Genomic DNA, 16,501 nt, shown 5'->3' on the forward strand with positions numbered 1-16,501 from the left:
GAGAGCAGGGACTGAGAATGAGTGCGAGTCTGTATGGCCTTCTGACCGCGATCAGCCTCGCGCTGGCAGTGGTATTGGCGGCCGTCGCCGGCTTCTACGTCAATCGCCTGGAGCGCCGGCCGACCGTACCGATCAGCGAGGAAATCGGCAGCGCTAAAGCGGTTTTGCACAAGGTGCGCAAACGCGAACCGATGTCGCAGGACGAGGTGGACTACGCCAGGCAGGTCGTCGCCGATCGTCGGTCGGTGATGGCCCTGTGCATCCCCGGCGCCCTGTTCATGTTGAGCTGCTTTTTCGTCTTCGGCAGCCTGTACCACCTGCATGGAGCGACGCCTTCCGAGCGGACGTTCCTCGGCGTGATCCCCATGCTGACCTCGACGAACCTGGCCATTCAGCTGCGCCGCAGCGCGAGCCTGAAGCGCCGGCTGCAGAAACTGCCTTGACTCTGTCCGTTGAGTACATGACCGTCTACTATCCGTATGGGCTCCGAGGCCGGGGCCGCGGCAGGACACGATGTGCAAAACGGATTCTTCAGAGGTGATCGAGTGGGCCCTCGTTCAGTCGGGCGGGCTGTCCTGGCGCGAATCTGGATGCCGTTGGTCGCCGTCGTCGCGGTCGGTGTGGGCCTGCTGTGCATGTACAAGGTGCACCAGTTCTCCGAGCCGGAGCCGGTCATCACCGTCAACGGTCCGCAGGCCCCCGAGCAGTTCAACCCCAAACGGATCACCTATGAGGTGTTCGGCTCCCCCGGGCAGGGCGGCAAGCTCGTCTACATCGACATCGAGGGCCACCCGCATCAGGTTGATTTCACGACCCTGCCGTGGACCCACACGGAGACCACCACACTCACGGTGGCGTCCGGCAGCATTTCGGTGCACGTTCATGGCGGCCAGGTCGGCTGCCGGATGCTGGTCAATGGCGTAGTCCGCGACGAACAGTCGGATGACCATCAGGACGCCGACGTCCAGTGCAGGGTGAAATCGGCATGAGCGAGCATCGCTCCGATGAGCCCAGGGTCAAGCGCCCGTTCATCCCCAGGATGGTCCGCGCTTTCGCGATACCGATCATCTTCTTCTGGGGCCTGCTCGCGGTCACGACGAATACCTTTATGCCCCAAGTGGAACGGGTCGCAGAAGAACTCGCCGGGCCCATGGTCCCGCACTACGCCCCCTCCCAGCGGGCACTGCTGCACATCGGCGAAAAGTTTCAGGAATCGAACTCGACCAACCTGACCATGGTGGTCTTCGAGGCGAACCGGCAACTGGGAGACCAGGATCACCGGTACTACGACGACCTGATGCGCCGCCTCCAAAACGACACCAAACACGTGCAATACGTGATGGATTTGTGGGGCAAGCCGTTCACGGCGGCGGGGGCGCAAAGCGTCGACGGCAAGTGCACCTACGTGCTGCTGCGTCTCGCCGGCGATATCGGCCAGATTCAGGCGAACCAGTCGGTGGACGCCGTCCGCGACATCATCAAGGAGGACACCCCGCAACCCGGGCTCAAGGTCTATGTCAGCGGCGCGGCCCCGCTGGCCTCCGACACCCTCGCCATCGCCAACGCCAGCCTGAACAACGTCACCATCGTCACGATCATCCTCATCGTCGTGATGCTGCTGCTCGTGTACCGCACGCCCTCAACCCTGTTGGTGCCCTTGCTCGGTGTCCTCATCGAGATGCTCGTCGCCAAGGGCGTCGTCTCGACCCTGGGGCATTACGGGTACATCGAACTCTCGTCGTTCGCGGTGAACATCGTCATCGCGCTGACCCTGGGAGCGGGCACGGATTACGGCATATTCCTGATGGGCCGATATCACGAGGCGCGCCAGGCCGGCGAAAGCCGGGAGGACAGTTTCTACATCGCCTACAAGGGCGTGGCGCCCATCATCATCGGGTCCGGCCTGACGATCGCCGGCGCGTGTTACTGCTTGACGTTTGCGCGCCTGAACTACTTCCACACGATGGGGCCGGCCGTCGCGATCACCATGCTGTTCACCATCGCCGCGGCGATGACGCTGGGCCCGGCGGTCCTGACCGTGGGCAGCCTCTTCGGGATGTTCGACCCGAGGACCAGCACCAAGGGACTGTTGTACCGGCGCATCGGGGCGAGCGTGGTGCGCTGGCCGGTGCCCATCCTGGCGGCCAGCTCCGCCGTCGTCATGATCGGGGCGATCTTCGTCCCCACCTACCGGCAGAACTACGACGACCGGCAGTACCAGCCGGCCGGCGCGCCCGCCAACCTGGGTTTCCAGGCGGCGGATCGGCACTTCCCCAAGAGCAAGCTGTTCTCCGAGATGCTGATGGTCGAAACCGACCACGACATGCGCAATTCGGCCGACTTCATCTCGCTGGACCGGGTCGCCAAGGCCCTGATCCGGCTGCACGGCGTGGCGATGGTGCAGGGCATGACCAGGCCCCTGGGCCGGGCGCTCGAGCACGCCAGCATCCCGTACCTGTTCACCACGCAGGGCAGCGGCAACGGCCAACAACTCCCGTTCAACAGGGAGCAGAACTCAAACACCGACGCGCAGGCCGAGATCCAGGCGCACTCCGTCGCGGTGCTGCGAAAGGAGATCGGCTTTTTCCAAAAGGTGTCCGACGAATTGCACCAGACGGTGCTCACCGTGGAGGACCTGCAACGGGTCAGCGAAGAGATGAACGAGGAAGTCTCAAATCTCGACGACTTCTTCCGCCCGATCAAGAGCTACTTCTATTGGGAGAAGCACTGTTTCGACATCCCCATCTGCTGGGCGTTCCGATCCCTGTGGGACACCATCGACCACATCGACCACCTGGCCGAGGACATCAACCACGCCAGAATCTCGCTCACGGAGGTGGACAAGGCGTTCCCGCAGATCATCGCCCAACTGAAAGCCACCGCCGACGACACCGAGGCGCTGCAGTTGAAGTTGGTCAACAGTTACGGGTCGGCGGATCTACAGTCCATCCAGACGGACCAGACGTTCGACGACCTGATCAACGTGGGCAACGACTTCGACCGGTCCCGCAGCGACGACTACTTCTATATCCCGCACGAGGGTTTCGACAACGAGGACGTCAAGACGGGCATGAAGTTGATGATGTCGCCCGACGGCAAGGCGGCCCGCTTCATCGTCACCCACGAGGGCGACGCGATGGGACCCGAAGGGGTGGAGCACGTCGAACAGTTCCCCGACGCTATCAAGACGATCCTCAAGGAGACCTCGCTTGCCGGCGCCCGGGTCTATATCGGCGGTTCGGGGTCCAACGACAAGGACATCAAGCAATACGCGATGTCGGACCTGCTGATCGCGGCGATCGCGGCGTTTGTGCTGATTTTCTTGATCATGATGTTCATCACGCGAAGTCTGGTGGCGGCGTTGGTGATTCCCGGAACGGTGGCCTTCTCCTACGCCGGCGCGTTCGGCCTGTCCATACTTTTCTGGCAGCACCTCGTGGGCCTGCATTTGCACTGGCTGGTCCTGCCGCTGACGTTCATCATCCTGGTGGCCGTCGGGTCGGACTACAACCTGCTGCTGATCAACAGGGTCAAAGAGGAGTTGCACGGCGGCATCCACACCGGTCTCATCCGCGCGCTCGGCAGCACCGGGGGCGTGGTCACATCCGCGGGCCTGGTATTCGCGTTCACCATGCTGGCCATGCTCACCAGCGATCTGCGGACCATCGGTCAGGTGGGCTCCACCGTGTGCATCGGCCTGCTGCTCGACACCCTGATCGTGCGTTCGTTCGTCGTGCCGTGCATCCTGCGCATCCTCGGGCCGTGGTTCTGGTGGCCGACGCTGGTGCGTTCCCGCCCGCTGCCGCAGCGCTGATCGTCCAATCCCACTGCCACCCCGACACGGAAGGCCCGAATCGCATGAGCGCCAACGACACTCCCCTGGCCGGCCGAGTCGCCTTCGTCACCGGCGCCGCGCGTGGGCAGGGCCGCTCCCATTGCGTCCGGTTGGCGCGGGCCGGCGCCGACATCGTCGCCATCGACGCGTGCGCCCCGGTGGCGGCGCACAACGGCTATCCCGCCTCGACGCCCGAAGACCTGGCCGAGACGACGCGCCTGGTGGAAAGCGAAGGCCGCAAGATGCTGGCCGAGCAGGTCGATGTCCGGGACGCCGCGGGGCAACAGCGGGTGGTCGACGAGGCGATCACCCAATTCGGCCGCCTCGACATCGTCGTCGCGAACGCGGGGGTGTTGAACTGGGGGCGACTCTGGGAGATCTCGGCGCAACAATGGCAGGACGTCCTCGACGTGAACCTGACCGGTGTGTGGAACACCATCAAAGCCACTGTGCCCGCGATGATTCAGGCCGGCAATGGGGGCTCGATCATCACCATCAGCTCGGCCGCGGGCGTGAAGGCCGTACCGGGGTGCGGTCATTACTGCGCTAGCAAGTTCGGTGTGGTCGGCATGACCAACTCCCTGGCGGTCGAGCTCGGCGGGTACGGCATCCGGGTGAACTCGGTGCACCCGTATGGCACCGACACCCCGATGGGCAACGACCCCTCGATGTGGCAACTCTTCGCCGACCACCAGACCTACATTCACAGCTTCTCCCCCGGCGCGCTGCCCACCGATTCACTCGCCGACCCGGACCTGGTCTCCGACATCGTGCTGTGGCTCGCCAGCGACGCGTCCTCGCTCGTCACCGCCGCGCAGATCCCCGCCGACAAGGGTTACCTGAAAATCTGATCTCAGTGGTGCGCCTCGTCTTGGACGCCGAAAGTGTTGACGGCCAAGGCCAGCAGCAGGTAGCCACCGATGGTGAAGATCAGATCCAGGCATTGCTGCTCGGTGAACAAGCGGCACAGGTCATCCCAGGTCGTCTCGGCGACCGTGCTGTCGGCCGTGAGATCGTCGACGGCGGCGATCACGGCCCGGTCGGTCTCATCGGCGCAGCGGCCGGTCCGAATGTCGTCGATCTCGGATTCGGACAGCCCCGCTCGCGCGGCGATGGGGAGGTGGTGCGACCACAGATAGCCGCACTTGCTCTGATGCACCACGCGAAGCAGCGCGACTTCTCGCACCCGCGGCGACAGCGTCGAGCGGGTCAGCAGGTACGCGTTGAACGGCAGGTAGGCCGCGGTCAGGTCGGGATGGCGGACCAGGGTGGACAAAACATTGCCCGCGCCAACGGGATTCGCCCGCTCGGTGGGGATCAGGGATGCCAGCGATTCCCGGGCGCGCTCGTCCCATTCCCCGGCGGGCAGCGGTGTCAGGCGCAGCGGGTGATGACCGTCCGTGGTCATTCGATCGGCTCGTCGCCGAGCACGGTGGTGCGCAGCATTTCGCGTTGGGAGTGCGGGTCGTACGGGGCCGCACGGTGCAGCACCCCGCGGTTGTCCCAGATGACGGTGTCCCCGACCGACCAGCTGTGGCTGTAGACCTTCTCGGGCGTCGTCGCGCGCGCCAGGAGCTCGTCCAAAAGGGCGCGGCCCTCATCGAGCTCCATGCCGACGACGTAGTCCGCGGAGGCGCCCAACACGAGTGATTTGCGGCCGCTGCGGTGCGTCCACACCAGGGGATGCTCATGCGTGCGCCGAGATCGCCAGCGCTGCACCTGTTCCGGGGAGGGATCGGGATACACGCGGCGCTGGGAGGCTTCCAGCGAGTGCACCACGCGCAACGTGCCGAACCGCTGCTTCTCCTCATCGGTCAGGTCGTCGTAGGCGGCGTAGCTGTTGGCGAACTCGGTTTCCCCGCCCCATTCGGCCACCCGCACCGCCGAGAGCACCGTGGCCTTCTGGGGGCATTCGCCGCCCAGCGGCGTGCAGCCGTCGATGTGCCAGTCGAAGGTGGCCTTCAGGTAGGCGGCCGAGGCGTTCTTGGACTTGTCCAGCGTGATCGGGTAGATGCCGGGCACCGGGTGATGGCCGTCGGAGGAGTGATCGACCTCGCCGAGGAGGCGGCAGAAGCCGACCTGGGCCGCAGGATCGAGGTGCAGGCCGCGGAAGACCAGAACTCCGTTGTCTTCCAACGCATCCAACACCGCCGCGCCGACCGAGTCGTCGGCCAGCTCGGTGGGCCCCAGGCCCGCGACCTCGGCGCCGACGGACTCGGTGAGTTTGGTGATGGTGAGCAGACCCATGGTCGCTCCTTTCCGGAGAGGGATGAATCAGGGCACCGGCCAGCCGGTCCGGGTCATGACCGCGTCGGCGGCGTCGACCGGGGCCGGTTGATGCATGATCTCCACCGCCATGGCGACCATGACCAGCGAATAGATCATGTGCAACAGGTTGAGCGCATCGTCGGGCAGGTTGTCGAGCGGAAACTTGTCGCAGTAGTCGATGGCCTCTTCGAGGCGGGGGAAAAACGCGTTGTAGAAGTCGAGTAGCTGCGGCATCGACGCGCCGACCCGGGCGTTCCAGCGCTCGGTTTCGGTTGCCAGGCACCAGGTTTGGGCGTAGTCCTCCAGCTCGGCGAATGCGCTGGGCAACATGGGATACATGGTCACACCCCCACCGGATCCTGTTCGCGGCGATAGGCTTCGACCCAATCGACGACGACCTTGTGCAGGTGGCGTACCAAGATCTCTTGGTCGTTGAGGGGAAAGTCGTCGACGATGCCGTATTCCAGCGCCGCCTGGGTCCCGCCGAGCATTCCGGCGTCTTGTAGCGCAAACTCTTTGAGCACCACCGCGGCGACCTCGTGCTCGATGCGCTCGCGCACGGTGCTCGCCGGGTGGAAGTAGGTGTACGCCTCGAACCGGTGCGTGTTGTGCGAGGTGGGCCAGTACCGGTACAGCAGATACCATCCGCCGTAGATCAAAATCTCGATGTTCGGGAAGATCTGGAAATTGCTGATCCCCCAGGGCTCGATCCCACCCGGGTTGAGCCCGGCCGGCAGCTCGCCGATGTCCGGGGTCTGCCACGGCCCCACCAGCCCGCTGCGGGTGGCGCGCTCGATCGGGTACATGTATTCCGGCGGCAACAGCCAGCGGCGCCGCCCAGCGGTGGAGACCAGCCGGTGCGGGCCGTCGAGTTGGAAGTGCCCGCAGGTGAATCCGGCGTTGGGGTCGCGCACCTCCGCCGGCACCTGCTGCGAGTGCAGCGACGGCACGTGGTAGTACTCCTGGAAGGCGTCGGCGAAGATCTTCCAGTTGCTGTTGTTGTGGGCCACCCAGTCGTAGCGTTCGGTCAGCTTCCCGAACGGATAGTCGTCCAGCCCGGTGATCATCGGGCCGAGGAACTCGCGCAGGCTCTGGCGCGGCTCGGTGTCGAAGTTGATGAAGACGAAGCCGTTCCACACGTCGCAGTGCACCGGACGCAGCCCATACTTCGCGGGGTCGAGGTCGAAGAACTCCGATTCCTGCTGCACGAACTTCAGCGCGCCCTGCAGGTCGTAGCGCCAGCCGTGGTACTTGCAGGTGAACTGCCGGCACGTCCCGCGGGTCTCCTCGCCGGGAAAGTCGTTCCACACCAACTTGTTTCCGCGATGCCGACACACGTTGTAGAACGCCCGGATTCGCTCGTCCTTGCCCTTGACCACGATCACCGACGCGCCGACGACTTCGATCTCTTTGGTCAGGTAGCTGCCGACGCGGGGCAATTCCTCCACCCGGGCGACGTTGAGCCACGCCCGCTTGAAGATCGCCTCCCGCTCGAGTGCGTAGAACTCGCGGGACGTCGAATCCCTGAAAGAGACGGGGCCCGTGCCCAATTCGGGGTAGTGCTCGGTCCAGGAGCCTTCCGGCGGCCGGCCTGATCTCGTCATCGCATCCTCACTATCACATCACCGATCCGCCATTGACGCCCAAGACCTGACCGGTGATGTACCTCGCTTCTTCCGAACACAAAAAGCCCACCGCGGCCGCGATGTCGGCCCCGGTGCCCAAGTAGCCCACCGGGATATTGCTGGCGATCTGCTCGTTGGAGGGCAGGTACCCGGCGGCCTGGCCCTGGTGCTGCATCGGGGTCTCGATGCCCGAGGGCGGAATGTTGTTGACGGTGATCCCGTTCGCGGCGTATTCGCGGGCCAGCGACTTGGTCAACGTGATCACCGCGCCTTTGGAGGCCGCGTAGTGGGCTGCGAACGGGGATCCGCGCTGGGCGCTCGACGACGAGATCATCACGATTCTCCCCCAGTTCGCCTCCACCATGTCCGGGAGCGCGACCTGGCAGCAATGAAACGTGCCGGTCAGGTTGACATCGATGATCCGCGACCAGGATTCGGCGGTGATGTCCAAGAAGGGCGAAAACCCGAACATCCCGGCGCTGGTCACCAGGACCGTCACCGGTCCCAGTTCGCTGCGCACCTTCGCGAACGCCTGCTCGACGGCGGACCGATCGGTGACGTCGGCGCCCACCGCGAGCGCGGTCGCGCCTTCGGCGCGCAGGCCGTCGGTGACGCGTTGCGCCGCATGCTCGTTGACATCGAGGACGGCCACCTTGAGGCCGCGCCGGCCCAATTCGTGACATGTCGCCTCGCCCATGCCTGAGGCGCCGCCGGTCACCACCGCCACCTTGGTCATCGCATCCGCCGCCCTATCGCTCATTCGTAGACCACCCGCACCGTGGGACTGGTCGGCACGGCCTGACACGTCAGCACCCAGCCGCCGTCGACCTCATCCTGGTCGAGCGCATCGTTGTTGATCATCCGGGCGCTACCCTGCGTCAGGCGCCCCATACACGTTCCACACGAACCGATTTCACACGAGGACGGCGCCCGCAGCCCAGCCATGCGGGCTGTCTGCAACAGCGTGTTGCCCGCGTAGTACGGCGCGGTGGTCGTCGATCCGTCCAGCACGATGGTGACCTCGTCGGTGACCGGCTCGGTCTCGGGCGGCGCCGCCGCGGCCACGTCGGCCACGTCGAAATGCTCGATGTGCAGTCGGCTGGTGGGCACGCCCGCCGCGCCCAGGGCGGTTCGCACCGTGTCCATGAACTCGTTCGGCCCGCAGACGTAGAAGTCGGCGCCGTCGGTGTTCTCGACGAACGCGGCGATGTCCGCCTGGGTGGCGAAGCCGCGTTGGTCGTCGAGATGGTGGTGCAGGACGAAGCGGTCCGCGTGGCGCTTTTCCAGCGTTTTGAGGGCCTCGTCGAAGATCACCGCGTCCCGGTTTCGGTTGGCGTAGAACAACCGCGCGCCGCGCGTGCCGCACACCAGCGCGGTGCGCAACAGCGAAAACACCGGCGTGATGCCGCTTCCCCCGGCGAACGCGACCAGGTTCCGGCCGGTGTCGTTCAAGACGAAGCGTCCCTGCGGCGGCAGGGCGTGGAGCAGGTCGCCGGGTGCCGCGGTGTCGTTGAGCCAGTTGGACACCGCGCCGCCGCGGTCGCGCTTGACCGTGATGCGCAGGTCCTCGCCGACCGCGGGAGATGACGACATCGAGTAGCAGCGCCGGTACTCGCGCCCGTCGACGCGGACCAGCAGCGTCAGGAATTGCCCGGCTTGGTAGCCGAACCGTGCCGCGCTGCCCCGGGGAACATCGAGAACGATCGACACGGCGTCGCGGGTTTCGGGTATCACCTGCTTGACCCGAAGCGGCACAAAGCCGTCCGGGGCCTCGGCCATGTCGACAGCGCCCGCTGCGCCGCCGGTCACGGTCGCCGGACCGGCGTTCGCTGTGCTGTGGTGATCGCCCATCTCCGTCAGAGTATCAACTACTTGCGATTAGTCTCAAGTACTAGATATTGGTCACGTCATCCGTCGACGTGATCGTCGAACAGCTCATGGCCGGTGCCCTTTTCGACCACGCGGCCCAGCAATTCGCGCAGGGTGCGCTGCTCTTCCTCGGTCAGCACGCCGAACACCTCCTGGTGTGCGGCGATCGCGTCACTGACCACCGTTTCGGCGACTTTGCGGCCCTCGCCGGTCAGGTAGGCCCGCAGGATGCGCGCGTGCTGGGGGTCCTGCTTCCTTTCCACCAGGGCGCGGCGTTCCAACGCGGTGAGCGCGAGCTGGACGCCTTGCGGGCTGATCAGCAGCCGCCGCGCCAATTCGGCGCCGGACAACCCGGGTTCGTTGGCCAATTGGCGCAGCACACCGATCTGAGCGGTGCTCACGCCGTGTTCGCGCATCGCCTCGTTGATCGTGGTCAGGGAGTAATAGAAGGCCTGCTTGAGCAGCCACAGGATGTTGTCGGTGAGTTCCATACCTGCCTCCGTCAGGCCGCGGGGCTTTTGTAGATCTGTCCGTTCTTCATGACAAAGCGGACGTCGAGCGTCTTGGCGATGTCGTCGAACGGGTCTCCCGGCACAGCGATGATGTCCGCGAGATAGCCGGGCGCCAGCCTGCCCAACTCGTCGTCGGCGTCGATCAGCTCGGCGGCCACCACCGTGGCCGCCCGGATTGCCTGCGCGGGAGTCATGCCCCGCTGCACCAGCGCGCCCAGTTCTTTGGCGTTTTGGCCGTGCGGGATGGCCGGCGCGTCGGTGCCGCACGCAATCCGGACGCCCGCGTCGATCGCCTTGGGCAGCATGGCCTTTGCGCGCGGAAACACCTCCAGCGCCTTCTTGCGCAGCTCCGGCGCGATGCGGTCGATGGCCATGGCCTCCGTCAGGTAGGTGGTCGAGACCAGGAAGGTGCCGTGGTCGACCATCATCTGGATCGTTTCGTCACTGGCCAAAAAGCCGTGTTCGATGCAGTCGATGCCGGCGCGGATGCAGGCCTGGACCGCGGTGTCCCCGACGGCGTGCGCGGCCACGCGGACTCCGGCCCGGTGGGCTTCGTCGGCGATCGCGGCGAACTCGGCGTCGGAGTACTGCTGCGCGCCGGGCGCGGTGCTGTGCGACATCACCCCGCCCGACGCCGACACCTTGATCAGCTTGGCGCCGTGCCGGATTTGGTAACGCACGCAGGCGATCACGTCGGGTACGCCGTTGGCGATGCCCTCGGCCACCGAGAGCGGCATGACCCCGGGCGCCAACCGCTGAAAGACCGTCGGGTCCAGGTGCCCGCCGTACGGGGTGACGGCATGGCCGGCGGGATAGATGCGCGGCCCGACGTGCCAGCCCTGGTCGATGGCGCGCTGCAGCGCCACGTCGAGCAGATACCCGCCGGTCTTGACCATCAGCCCGAGATTGCGCACCGTGGTGAACCCGGCCTCCAGGGTGGTACGCGCGTTGACCGCCCCGCGCAACGTGCGATAGGCGGGGTCGTCCTGCACTCCATGCATGGGCGACGGCAGGCCCTCCGGCCCGCCGGGCCCCCCGATGAGCAGGTTGAGCTCCATGTCCATCAGGCCCGGCAGCAGCGTCACGTCGCCGAGATCGACGATGGTGGCCGAATCCGGCAGCGGCCCTTCGGGATTGATCGCCGAGATGCGTTCGCCGTCGACCACGATCACCGCCGGCGCGTGGATCCGGCCCGTGACGACATCGGCCCACCGCGCCGCCCGCAGGACGGTCGACTCGGTCATGGAACCGGCTCGGACACGCAGTCCAGGGTCGAAGCACCCGAGTCGGGGACGCGGGGTTGCTTCCAGCACTCCACCGGGAACGACACCATGATCATGGAGTAGAGCAGGTGCATCAGATTCAGAACGTCGTCCGGCAGGTCGTCGAGAGAGAACTTGTCGCAGAACGACAATGCCTCCTCGGCCCGCGGGGTGATCGCGTCGTAGAAGGCCTTCATTTCGACCATCGAACTGGCCAGCCTCTTGGCGTAGCGTTCGGGTTCGCTCGCCAGGCACCAATCGGCGAACGGTTCGAGGTCGGCGAACTCGGCGGGCAGCATCGGCATCTCGTTCACACCCCCGCGCTCGTCGTCCGGCGATAGTCATCGATCCAGGCGGCGGTCTCCTTGTGGAGGTGACGGATCAGGACCTCCTGGTCGCACAGCAGGAACTCGTCGATCACCTGGGATTCGAGCATCGTCTGGGTCGCCTCCAGCGTGTTGGCGTCCTGCAGCCCATATTCCTTGAACGACACCGCCGCCAGTTCCTGAGCGACGCGCTCACGCGGGGTGCGCGGCGCCGGGAAGTACAGCGTGCCCTCGAAGAGGTGACTGTTATACGACGTCGGCCAGTAGTGGTAGGTCAGATACCAGCCCTGGCCCCAGAACAGGATGACGAAGTTGGGGAACAGCTGGAACGAATCCAGCCCCCACGGATCACATTTCGCCGGGTTGAGCCCCTCGGGCATCGGGCCCAGATCGGGCTTGTCCCATGGCCCGAACAGCCCGCTCTGGCAGATGTCCTCCATCGGCTTGCGCATCTCGTCGGCCATTTCCCAGGCGCGCACCCCCGAGGTGCTGACCAGCCGGTGCGGCCCGTCCAGCCGGTAGTGCGGGGCCTCAAAACCCGCCTCGGCGGCCGCCTTCGAGTACGCGGTCGGTGACTGGTTCGCGTGCAACACGGGCGCGTGATAGAACTCCTGGAACGCGTCCATGTACAGCTTCCAGTTCGCCTTGACCTCGGAGCGATAGCACCAGCGCGAGACCATCTTGTCGAAGGGATAACCTTCCAGCCCGGTGATCATGGGTCCGAGGAACTCTCGCAGCGACTGCTCGGGCTTCTTGGCGAAGTTGACGAAGATGAACCCTTCCCACACGTCGCAGTGCACCGGCACCAGCCCGTAGCGGCCCTTGTCGAGGTCGAAGAACTCCTCCTCCTGCTGCACGAAGGTCAGGTTGCCGTCCAGGTCGTAGCGCCAGCCGTGGTACTTGCAGGTGAACTGCCGGCACACCCCGGCCGTTTCTTCCTGCGGCATGTCGTTCCACACCAGCTTGTTGCCGCGATGCCGGCACACGTTGTGATAAGCCTTGATGTCGCCAGACGTGGTGCGCACCAAGATGATTGAGGTGTTGACAACCTTCAGCTCGCGGGTGAGGTAACTGCCTTTGCGCGGAAGCTGTTCAACGCGACCGACATTGAGCCAGGCACGCTTGAAGATGGCGTCACGTTCCAACTCATAGATCTCGGGGCTGATCGAGTCCCGGTAGGACACCGGCTCGGTGCCCAATTCCGGGTAATGCTGGGTCCAGCTCCCCTCCGGCGGTTTAGGAAATCGAGCCATGATCGCTCCTTAGCAGTCCAATCTCAGCGAAACTGCAGCAATGCCTGCGCGAAAACAACCACCCGCGCACCGGTTTCACCGATCCCTGAGGGCTCCGTCACGGCCGACGGTATATCCTCGTGTCACCAATAGCAAGTAGTTGATACTGGCCCCGGGAGGCGCGGATGGACCATCACCCCGCAGTGCAGATCGCCGGAAGCGATGGGGCGCGGCCGCAGGCCGGCGTCTTGCACGTCATCTCTCCGCACACCGAGGAACCGATCGCCGAGGTCAATGCGGCGGGATCCGACGACGTCGACGCGGCGGTGGCGGCGGCGCGCGCGGCCTTCGGGCCGTGGGGCCGCAGCGAGCCGGCGGAACGGGTCGCCGCGATCCGGCGCCTGGCCGACATCTACGACGGACGCCGCGCGGAGATGGCCACCACGATCACGGCGGAGATCGGCGCCCCGATCAGCTTCGCCCAGCGGGCCCAGGTCGGCCTGCCGGCATTCATGATGCGCGCGTTCTGCGACCTGGCCGAACGGCACCCGTGGCAGGAGACCAGGCCCGGGTTCTTCGGAAGCGACGTGCACGTCCGCAAGGAACCCGTCGGCGTCGTCGCGGCGATCGTGCCCTGGAACATGCCCCAGTTCCTCATCGTCACCAAACTGGTGCCCGCGCTGTTGGCCGGCTGCGCCGTCGTGCTCAAACCCGCCCCCGAAAGCCCGTTAGACGCGCTGCTTTTAGGCGAGATGATCGCCGAAGCCGGCCTGCCGCCGGGCGTGGTCAGCATCCTGCCGGGCGACGGTGCGCTGGGCGCCTACCTCGTCGCCCACCCGGGCGTCGACAAAGTGTCGTTCACCGGCTCCACCGCGGCGGGACAGGCAGTGGCCTCATCGTGTGCGGCCAACCTCACCAAAGTCAGCCTGGAACTCGGCGGCAAGTCCGCCGCCCTGGTCCTCGACGACGCATCGCCGGACAAGGTGGCCGCCGGAGTGCGATCCGCGAGCCTGTCCAACAGCGGCCAGATCTGCAACGCGCTCACCCGGGTGCTGGTGCCGCAGGGGCGCCACGACGAGTACGTCGACGCGCTCGCGGCCGAGATGGCCGGCCTTCGCGTCGGCGATCCCAACGATCCCGACACCCAGCTCGGTCCGTTGGTGTCCCGGCGCCAGCAGCGACGCGTTCGCGACTACATCGAGATCGGCCAGAACGAGGGGGCGCGCGTCGTCATCGGCGGCACCGACATGCCCGACGGACTCGACCGCGGCTGGTATGTCCGGCCCACCCTGTTCGCGGCGGCCGACAATTCGATGCGCATCGCCCGGGAGGAGATCTTTGGGCCCGTCATCACCGTCATCCCCTACCGCGATGACGAGGAGGCGCTGGCGATCGCCAACGATTCCGATTACGGCCTGGCCGGCTCGGTGTGGAGCAACGACAGCGACCGTGCGCTGGCGATGGCCACCCGCATCCACACCGGGACCGTCGGCGTCAACCAGGGCTACACGATGGATCCGTTCGCGCCCTTCGGGGGCGTCAAGGCCAGCGGCTACGGCCGCGAACTCGGGCCCGAAGGCCTCGACGGTTACCTGGACACGAAGTCGATCGCGATCGCCGCGGAATCCTAGATCCGTTGCCGCCCTTAGGCGTTGCCGTCACGCCTTGGCGTATCGGCGAACCACGTCATTCTCGCCGAACGTGCTGGTGCGCTGTTGGCCGTTGTCGTCGCGGCTGAAGAATGTCCATTGCCGCGGACCGCTCTGCGGACCACTGATCATCTTGACGGTCAGGCGCAGTTCTGTGGGGCGGCGCGTGCCGATGACGTCGCCGACCCGGATCTGCGACGGGTGAATCTCGGGTGCGTCGCACCAATTCTGTGTGGACATGACGTCCATCCTCCTCTTGCTCGCCCCGAATGCGATTTTCAGGGCCCGCCGGGCACGCCGCGTCGGGGTTCCGCTGTCCCCTCGCATGGTGGGCGAACCCCGGTGGTGGGGTAGCGTCGGGCGTGAGCCGTTTCGTTGTCAGCGGTTTCCACCGCAATGGGCGCAGAGGACACCCAAGGGCAATGCGATTCCTCCACTCGCCACGCGACCGCGGACGAGCGATGCCGAAACGTAGGGAACAACTGTGTATCGCACGGCGAGCCGACGCACGGCCGTCCCCGTCCGGGTCTCGGTAGCCCGCCAGTTAGGCGGCGACATCGACGGAGCGTGGTGGCCACGCGCGGACCGCATCACTAACGAATTACCCGGCCTTGTCGCGGCGCTGACACCCCTGCTCGGCGACATCTGCTCCGTCAACGTCAACTGGCCGGCACTACAACGTCCGCCCGATTTCAACTGGCACGGATGGGAGCACAAGCGCCAGCACGTGATGACGTTCATCGGCGGCGAGGAGAGGGTGAACCTATTGATCGTTCCTTACGCGACGTACAGCGGGCTTGCGCTGATGGTGCTGCGCCGCGCGGCCGGACTGCCCGTCGACGCCAAGGACCGCGACAAACCCGCGTTTCTCACCGCCGGCTCGATCCTGCAGGCGGCCCGACAACAATGCGCCGCCGACCGTTAAGCGATTTCGCTCACGACATAGACGGCGACATAGCCGATCGGGATGCCGGTCCAGGTTGAAATGCATTCGCGCGCGGCCAGTTCCACTGCGGCCCGACTTGTCGTGCGGGTGGACCTGCCGATCTCGGGGACGGTGATCGCCCATCCGTCGGCGTCGCGGGTGACTTCGATGTCGAAGCACTGACCGACCATCGGACACTTCACACGGGAGACGACCCGCTGTCGACGAACGCCGCGCGACGCTTGTCGGCGCAGCAACGTGGGCTGAACAGGCATGGCTGCTTTCCTGAGTCGCAATCGAACCGCGGGCTAGATTAATGCGCCCCGAGGCGAAAACCTAATTGGCGGATCGCCGCCGCATGACGGCGTTGCCCGAAGCCGGCGTGGTTCGTAGCGGTCACGGGTAGCTCCAGCCGCGCAGTTGTGCCGCAATGTCGTCGAGACCGGCCACTGCACCGGTGGCCACCCGGATCACCAAATCGAAGCGATCGTCCTCGGGCGCACTGATCCACTGGGCGTTGATTGCCAGGAACGTCCGGCAGGCCACCCACCCGAGTCGCTTGTTCCCGTCCACCAGCGCATGATTCCGTGTCAGCGAATGCAGCAGTGCGGCGGCCTTGACGTGCAGATCCGGGTAGGCGTCCTGGCCAAAGATGGAGGCTCGAGGACGCGCCAGAGCGGATTCAAGCAAGCCGTAATCCCGGACGATGACGTCCACTCCGACGGCTTTTCGGGCAATTTCCAGAAGATCCTCGAGGTCCAGATAGTCCGTCATGCGTCCTTGAGGCGCTCCAGAACACCTGCCTCCTCGCGAAGCACGCGCTGCAGCGCATCGGCGACCTTGGCCTTGTGCGCCCGCCGGGCGATGTACTCGTCGATGGCCGACAGCGCGACGGCCTGCATCGATCGGCCTTCCGCACTGGCCTGCCTGCGCAGCGCTTCCGCCTGCTGTTCACTGGGCCGAAGAGTCATTCCCATAGCCGAATGATACCGGACTGA

Annotated in this window: 20 protein-coding genes; 6 read left to right on the forward strand and 14 right to left on the reverse strand. The window is 65.7% G+C overall.

The window, feature by feature from the left end; all coding sequences use genetic code 11:
- The first annotated feature begins 17 nt into the window (after positions 1-17).
- The 4 genes from W7U_RS14695 (at position 18) to W7U_RS14710 (ending at position 4,686) form a co-directional block, all read left to right on the forward strand.
- Positions 18-443, forward strand: coding sequence for a hypothetical protein (locus W7U_RS14695; RefSeq protein WP_008259244.1), 426 nt, complete (start codon positions 18-20; stop codon positions 441-443).
- Positions 444-590: 147 nt separating this feature from the next.
- Positions 591-989: an MmpS family transport accessory protein gene (locus W7U_RS14700; RefSeq protein ID WP_014380803.1), complete on the forward strand. Its 399-nt coding sequence runs from the start codon at positions 591-593 to the stop codon at positions 987-989.
- Positions 986-3,814 carry an RND family transporter gene (locus tag W7U_RS14705; protein WP_036429412.1) on the forward strand — a complete coding sequence of 943 codons (2,829 nt, stop codon included), beginning with the start codon at positions 986-988 and terminating at the stop codon, positions 3,812-3,814. The genes W7U_RS14700 and W7U_RS14705 overlap by 4 nt, the downstream gene beginning before the upstream one ends.
- A 44-nt stretch (positions 3,815-3,858) precedes the next feature.
- Entirely contained in the window at positions 3,859-4,686 is an 828-nt protein-coding gene (locus W7U_RS14710; protein WP_020823293.1) for a mycofactocin-coupled SDR family oxidoreductase, read from the forward strand.
- 2 nt (positions 4,687-4,688) lie between these two features.
- Here W7U_RS14710 and W7U_RS14715 read toward each other — a convergent pair whose 3' ends face one another.
- The 10 genes from W7U_RS14715 to W7U_RS14760 are packed head-to-tail and all read right to left on the reverse strand — an operon-like array spanning position 4,689 to position 12,950.
- Positions 4,689-5,243: a carboxymuconolactone decarboxylase family protein gene (locus W7U_RS14715; RefSeq protein ID WP_008259255.1), complete on the reverse strand. Its 555-nt coding sequence runs from the start codon at positions 5,241-5,243 to the stop codon at positions 4,689-4,691.
- Positions 5,240-6,082 carry a TauD/TfdA family dioxygenase gene (locus tag W7U_RS14720; RefSeq protein ID WP_008259256.1) on the reverse strand — a complete coding sequence of 281 codons (843 nt, stop codon included), beginning with the start codon at positions 6,080-6,082 and terminating at the stop codon, positions 5,240-5,242. Before W7U_RS14720 ends, W7U_RS14715 begins: the two co-directional genes overlap by 4 nt.
- Before the next feature lie 27 nt (positions 6,083-6,109).
- Positions 6,110-6,448, reverse strand: a complete 339-nt coding sequence (locus W7U_RS14725; RefSeq protein ID WP_008259258.1) for a hypothetical protein — start codon at positions 6,446-6,448, stop codon at positions 6,110-6,112.
- Entirely contained in the window at positions 6,445-7,707 is a 1,263-nt protein-coding gene (locus W7U_RS14730) for an aromatic ring-hydroxylating dioxygenase subunit alpha (RefSeq protein WP_008259260.1), read from the reverse strand. The genes W7U_RS14725 and W7U_RS14730 overlap by 4 nt, the downstream gene beginning before the upstream one ends.
- 13 nt (positions 7,708-7,720) lie before the next feature.
- Entirely contained in the window at positions 7,721-8,464 is a 744-nt protein-coding gene (locus tag W7U_RS14735) for an SDR family NAD(P)-dependent oxidoreductase (RefSeq protein WP_008259262.1), read from the reverse strand.
- A gap of 20 nt (positions 8,465-8,484) precedes the next feature.
- The gene (locus W7U_RS14740) at positions 8,485-9,579 is read right to left on the reverse strand and encodes a ferredoxin--NADP reductase (RefSeq protein ID WP_008259264.1); all 1,095 of its coding nucleotides are present in this window, start codon (positions 9,577-9,579) and stop codon (positions 8,485-8,487) included.
- A gap of 56 nt (positions 9,580-9,635) precedes the next feature.
- Positions 9,636-10,088, reverse strand: coding sequence for a MarR family transcriptional regulator (locus tag W7U_RS14745; protein ID WP_008259268.1), 453 nt, complete (start codon positions 10,086-10,088; stop codon positions 9,636-9,638).
- Positions 10,089-10,099: 11 nt separating this feature from the next.
- The gene (locus W7U_RS14750) at positions 10,100-11,353 is read right to left on the reverse strand and encodes an amidohydrolase family protein (RefSeq protein WP_008259270.1); all 1,254 of its coding nucleotides are present in this window, start codon (positions 11,351-11,353) and stop codon (positions 10,100-10,102) included.
- Positions 11,350-11,685, reverse strand: a complete 336-nt coding sequence (locus W7U_RS14755) for a hypothetical protein (RefSeq protein WP_008259272.1) — start codon at positions 11,683-11,685, stop codon at positions 11,350-11,352. Before W7U_RS14755 ends, W7U_RS14750 begins: the two co-directional genes overlap by 4 nt.
- Positions 11,682-12,950, reverse strand: coding sequence for an aromatic ring-hydroxylating dioxygenase subunit alpha (locus W7U_RS14760; RefSeq protein ID WP_008259274.1), 1,269 nt, complete (start codon positions 12,948-12,950; stop codon positions 11,682-11,684). Before W7U_RS14760 ends, W7U_RS14755 begins: the two co-directional genes overlap by 4 nt.
- Positions 12,951-13,114: 164 nt before the next feature.
- On the opposite strand from W7U_RS14760, the gene W7U_RS14765 reads away from it, so the two are divergent.
- Positions 13,115-14,560 carry an aldehyde dehydrogenase gene (locus W7U_RS14765; protein ID WP_014712135.1) on the forward strand — a complete coding sequence of 482 codons (1,446 nt, stop codon included), beginning with the start codon at positions 13,115-13,117 and terminating at the stop codon, positions 14,558-14,560.
- A 27-nt stretch (positions 14,561-14,587) separates the two neighbouring features.
- On the opposite strand, the gene W7U_RS14770 is transcribed toward W7U_RS14765, so the two are convergent.
- Positions 14,588-14,818: a hypothetical protein gene (locus W7U_RS14770; protein ID WP_036429588.1), complete on the reverse strand. Its 231-nt coding sequence runs from the start codon at positions 14,816-14,818 to the stop codon at positions 14,588-14,590.
- A gap of 244 nt (positions 14,819-15,062) precedes the next feature.
- On the opposite strand from W7U_RS14770, the gene W7U_RS14775 reads away from it, so the two are divergent.
- Complete coding sequence (locus tag W7U_RS14775) at positions 15,063-15,503, forward strand: DUF5994 family protein (RefSeq protein ID WP_008259280.1); 441 nt, start codon at positions 15,063-15,065, stop codon at positions 15,501-15,503.
- On the opposite strand, the gene W7U_RS14780 is transcribed toward W7U_RS14775, so the two are convergent.
- The 3 genes from W7U_RS14780 to W7U_RS14790 form a co-directional block, all read right to left on the reverse strand.
- Positions 15,500-15,694, reverse strand: coding sequence for a hypothetical protein (locus tag W7U_RS14780; RefSeq protein WP_008259284.1), 195 nt, complete (start codon positions 15,692-15,694; stop codon positions 15,500-15,502). The two genes, W7U_RS14775 and W7U_RS14780, sit on opposite strands and share 4 nt — an antisense overlap.
- Before the next feature lie 205 nt (positions 15,695-15,899).
- Positions 15,900-16,277, reverse strand: a complete 378-nt coding sequence (locus tag W7U_RS14785) for a Fic family protein (RefSeq protein WP_008259286.1) — start codon at positions 16,275-16,277, stop codon at positions 15,900-15,902.
- Complete coding sequence (locus W7U_RS14790) at positions 16,274-16,480, reverse strand: hypothetical protein (RefSeq protein WP_026071253.1); 207 nt, start codon at positions 16,478-16,480, stop codon at positions 16,274-16,276. The genes W7U_RS14785 and W7U_RS14790 overlap by 4 nt, the downstream gene beginning before the upstream one ends.
- Between the last annotated feature and the right edge of the window lie 21 nt (positions 16,481-16,501).

Source organism: Mycobacterium sp. H4Y, assembly GCF_000364405.1.
In the GTDB taxonomy this organism is placed as follows: domain Bacteria; phylum Actinomycetota; class Actinomycetes; order Mycobacteriales; family Mycobacteriaceae; genus Mycobacterium; species Mycobacterium intracellulare.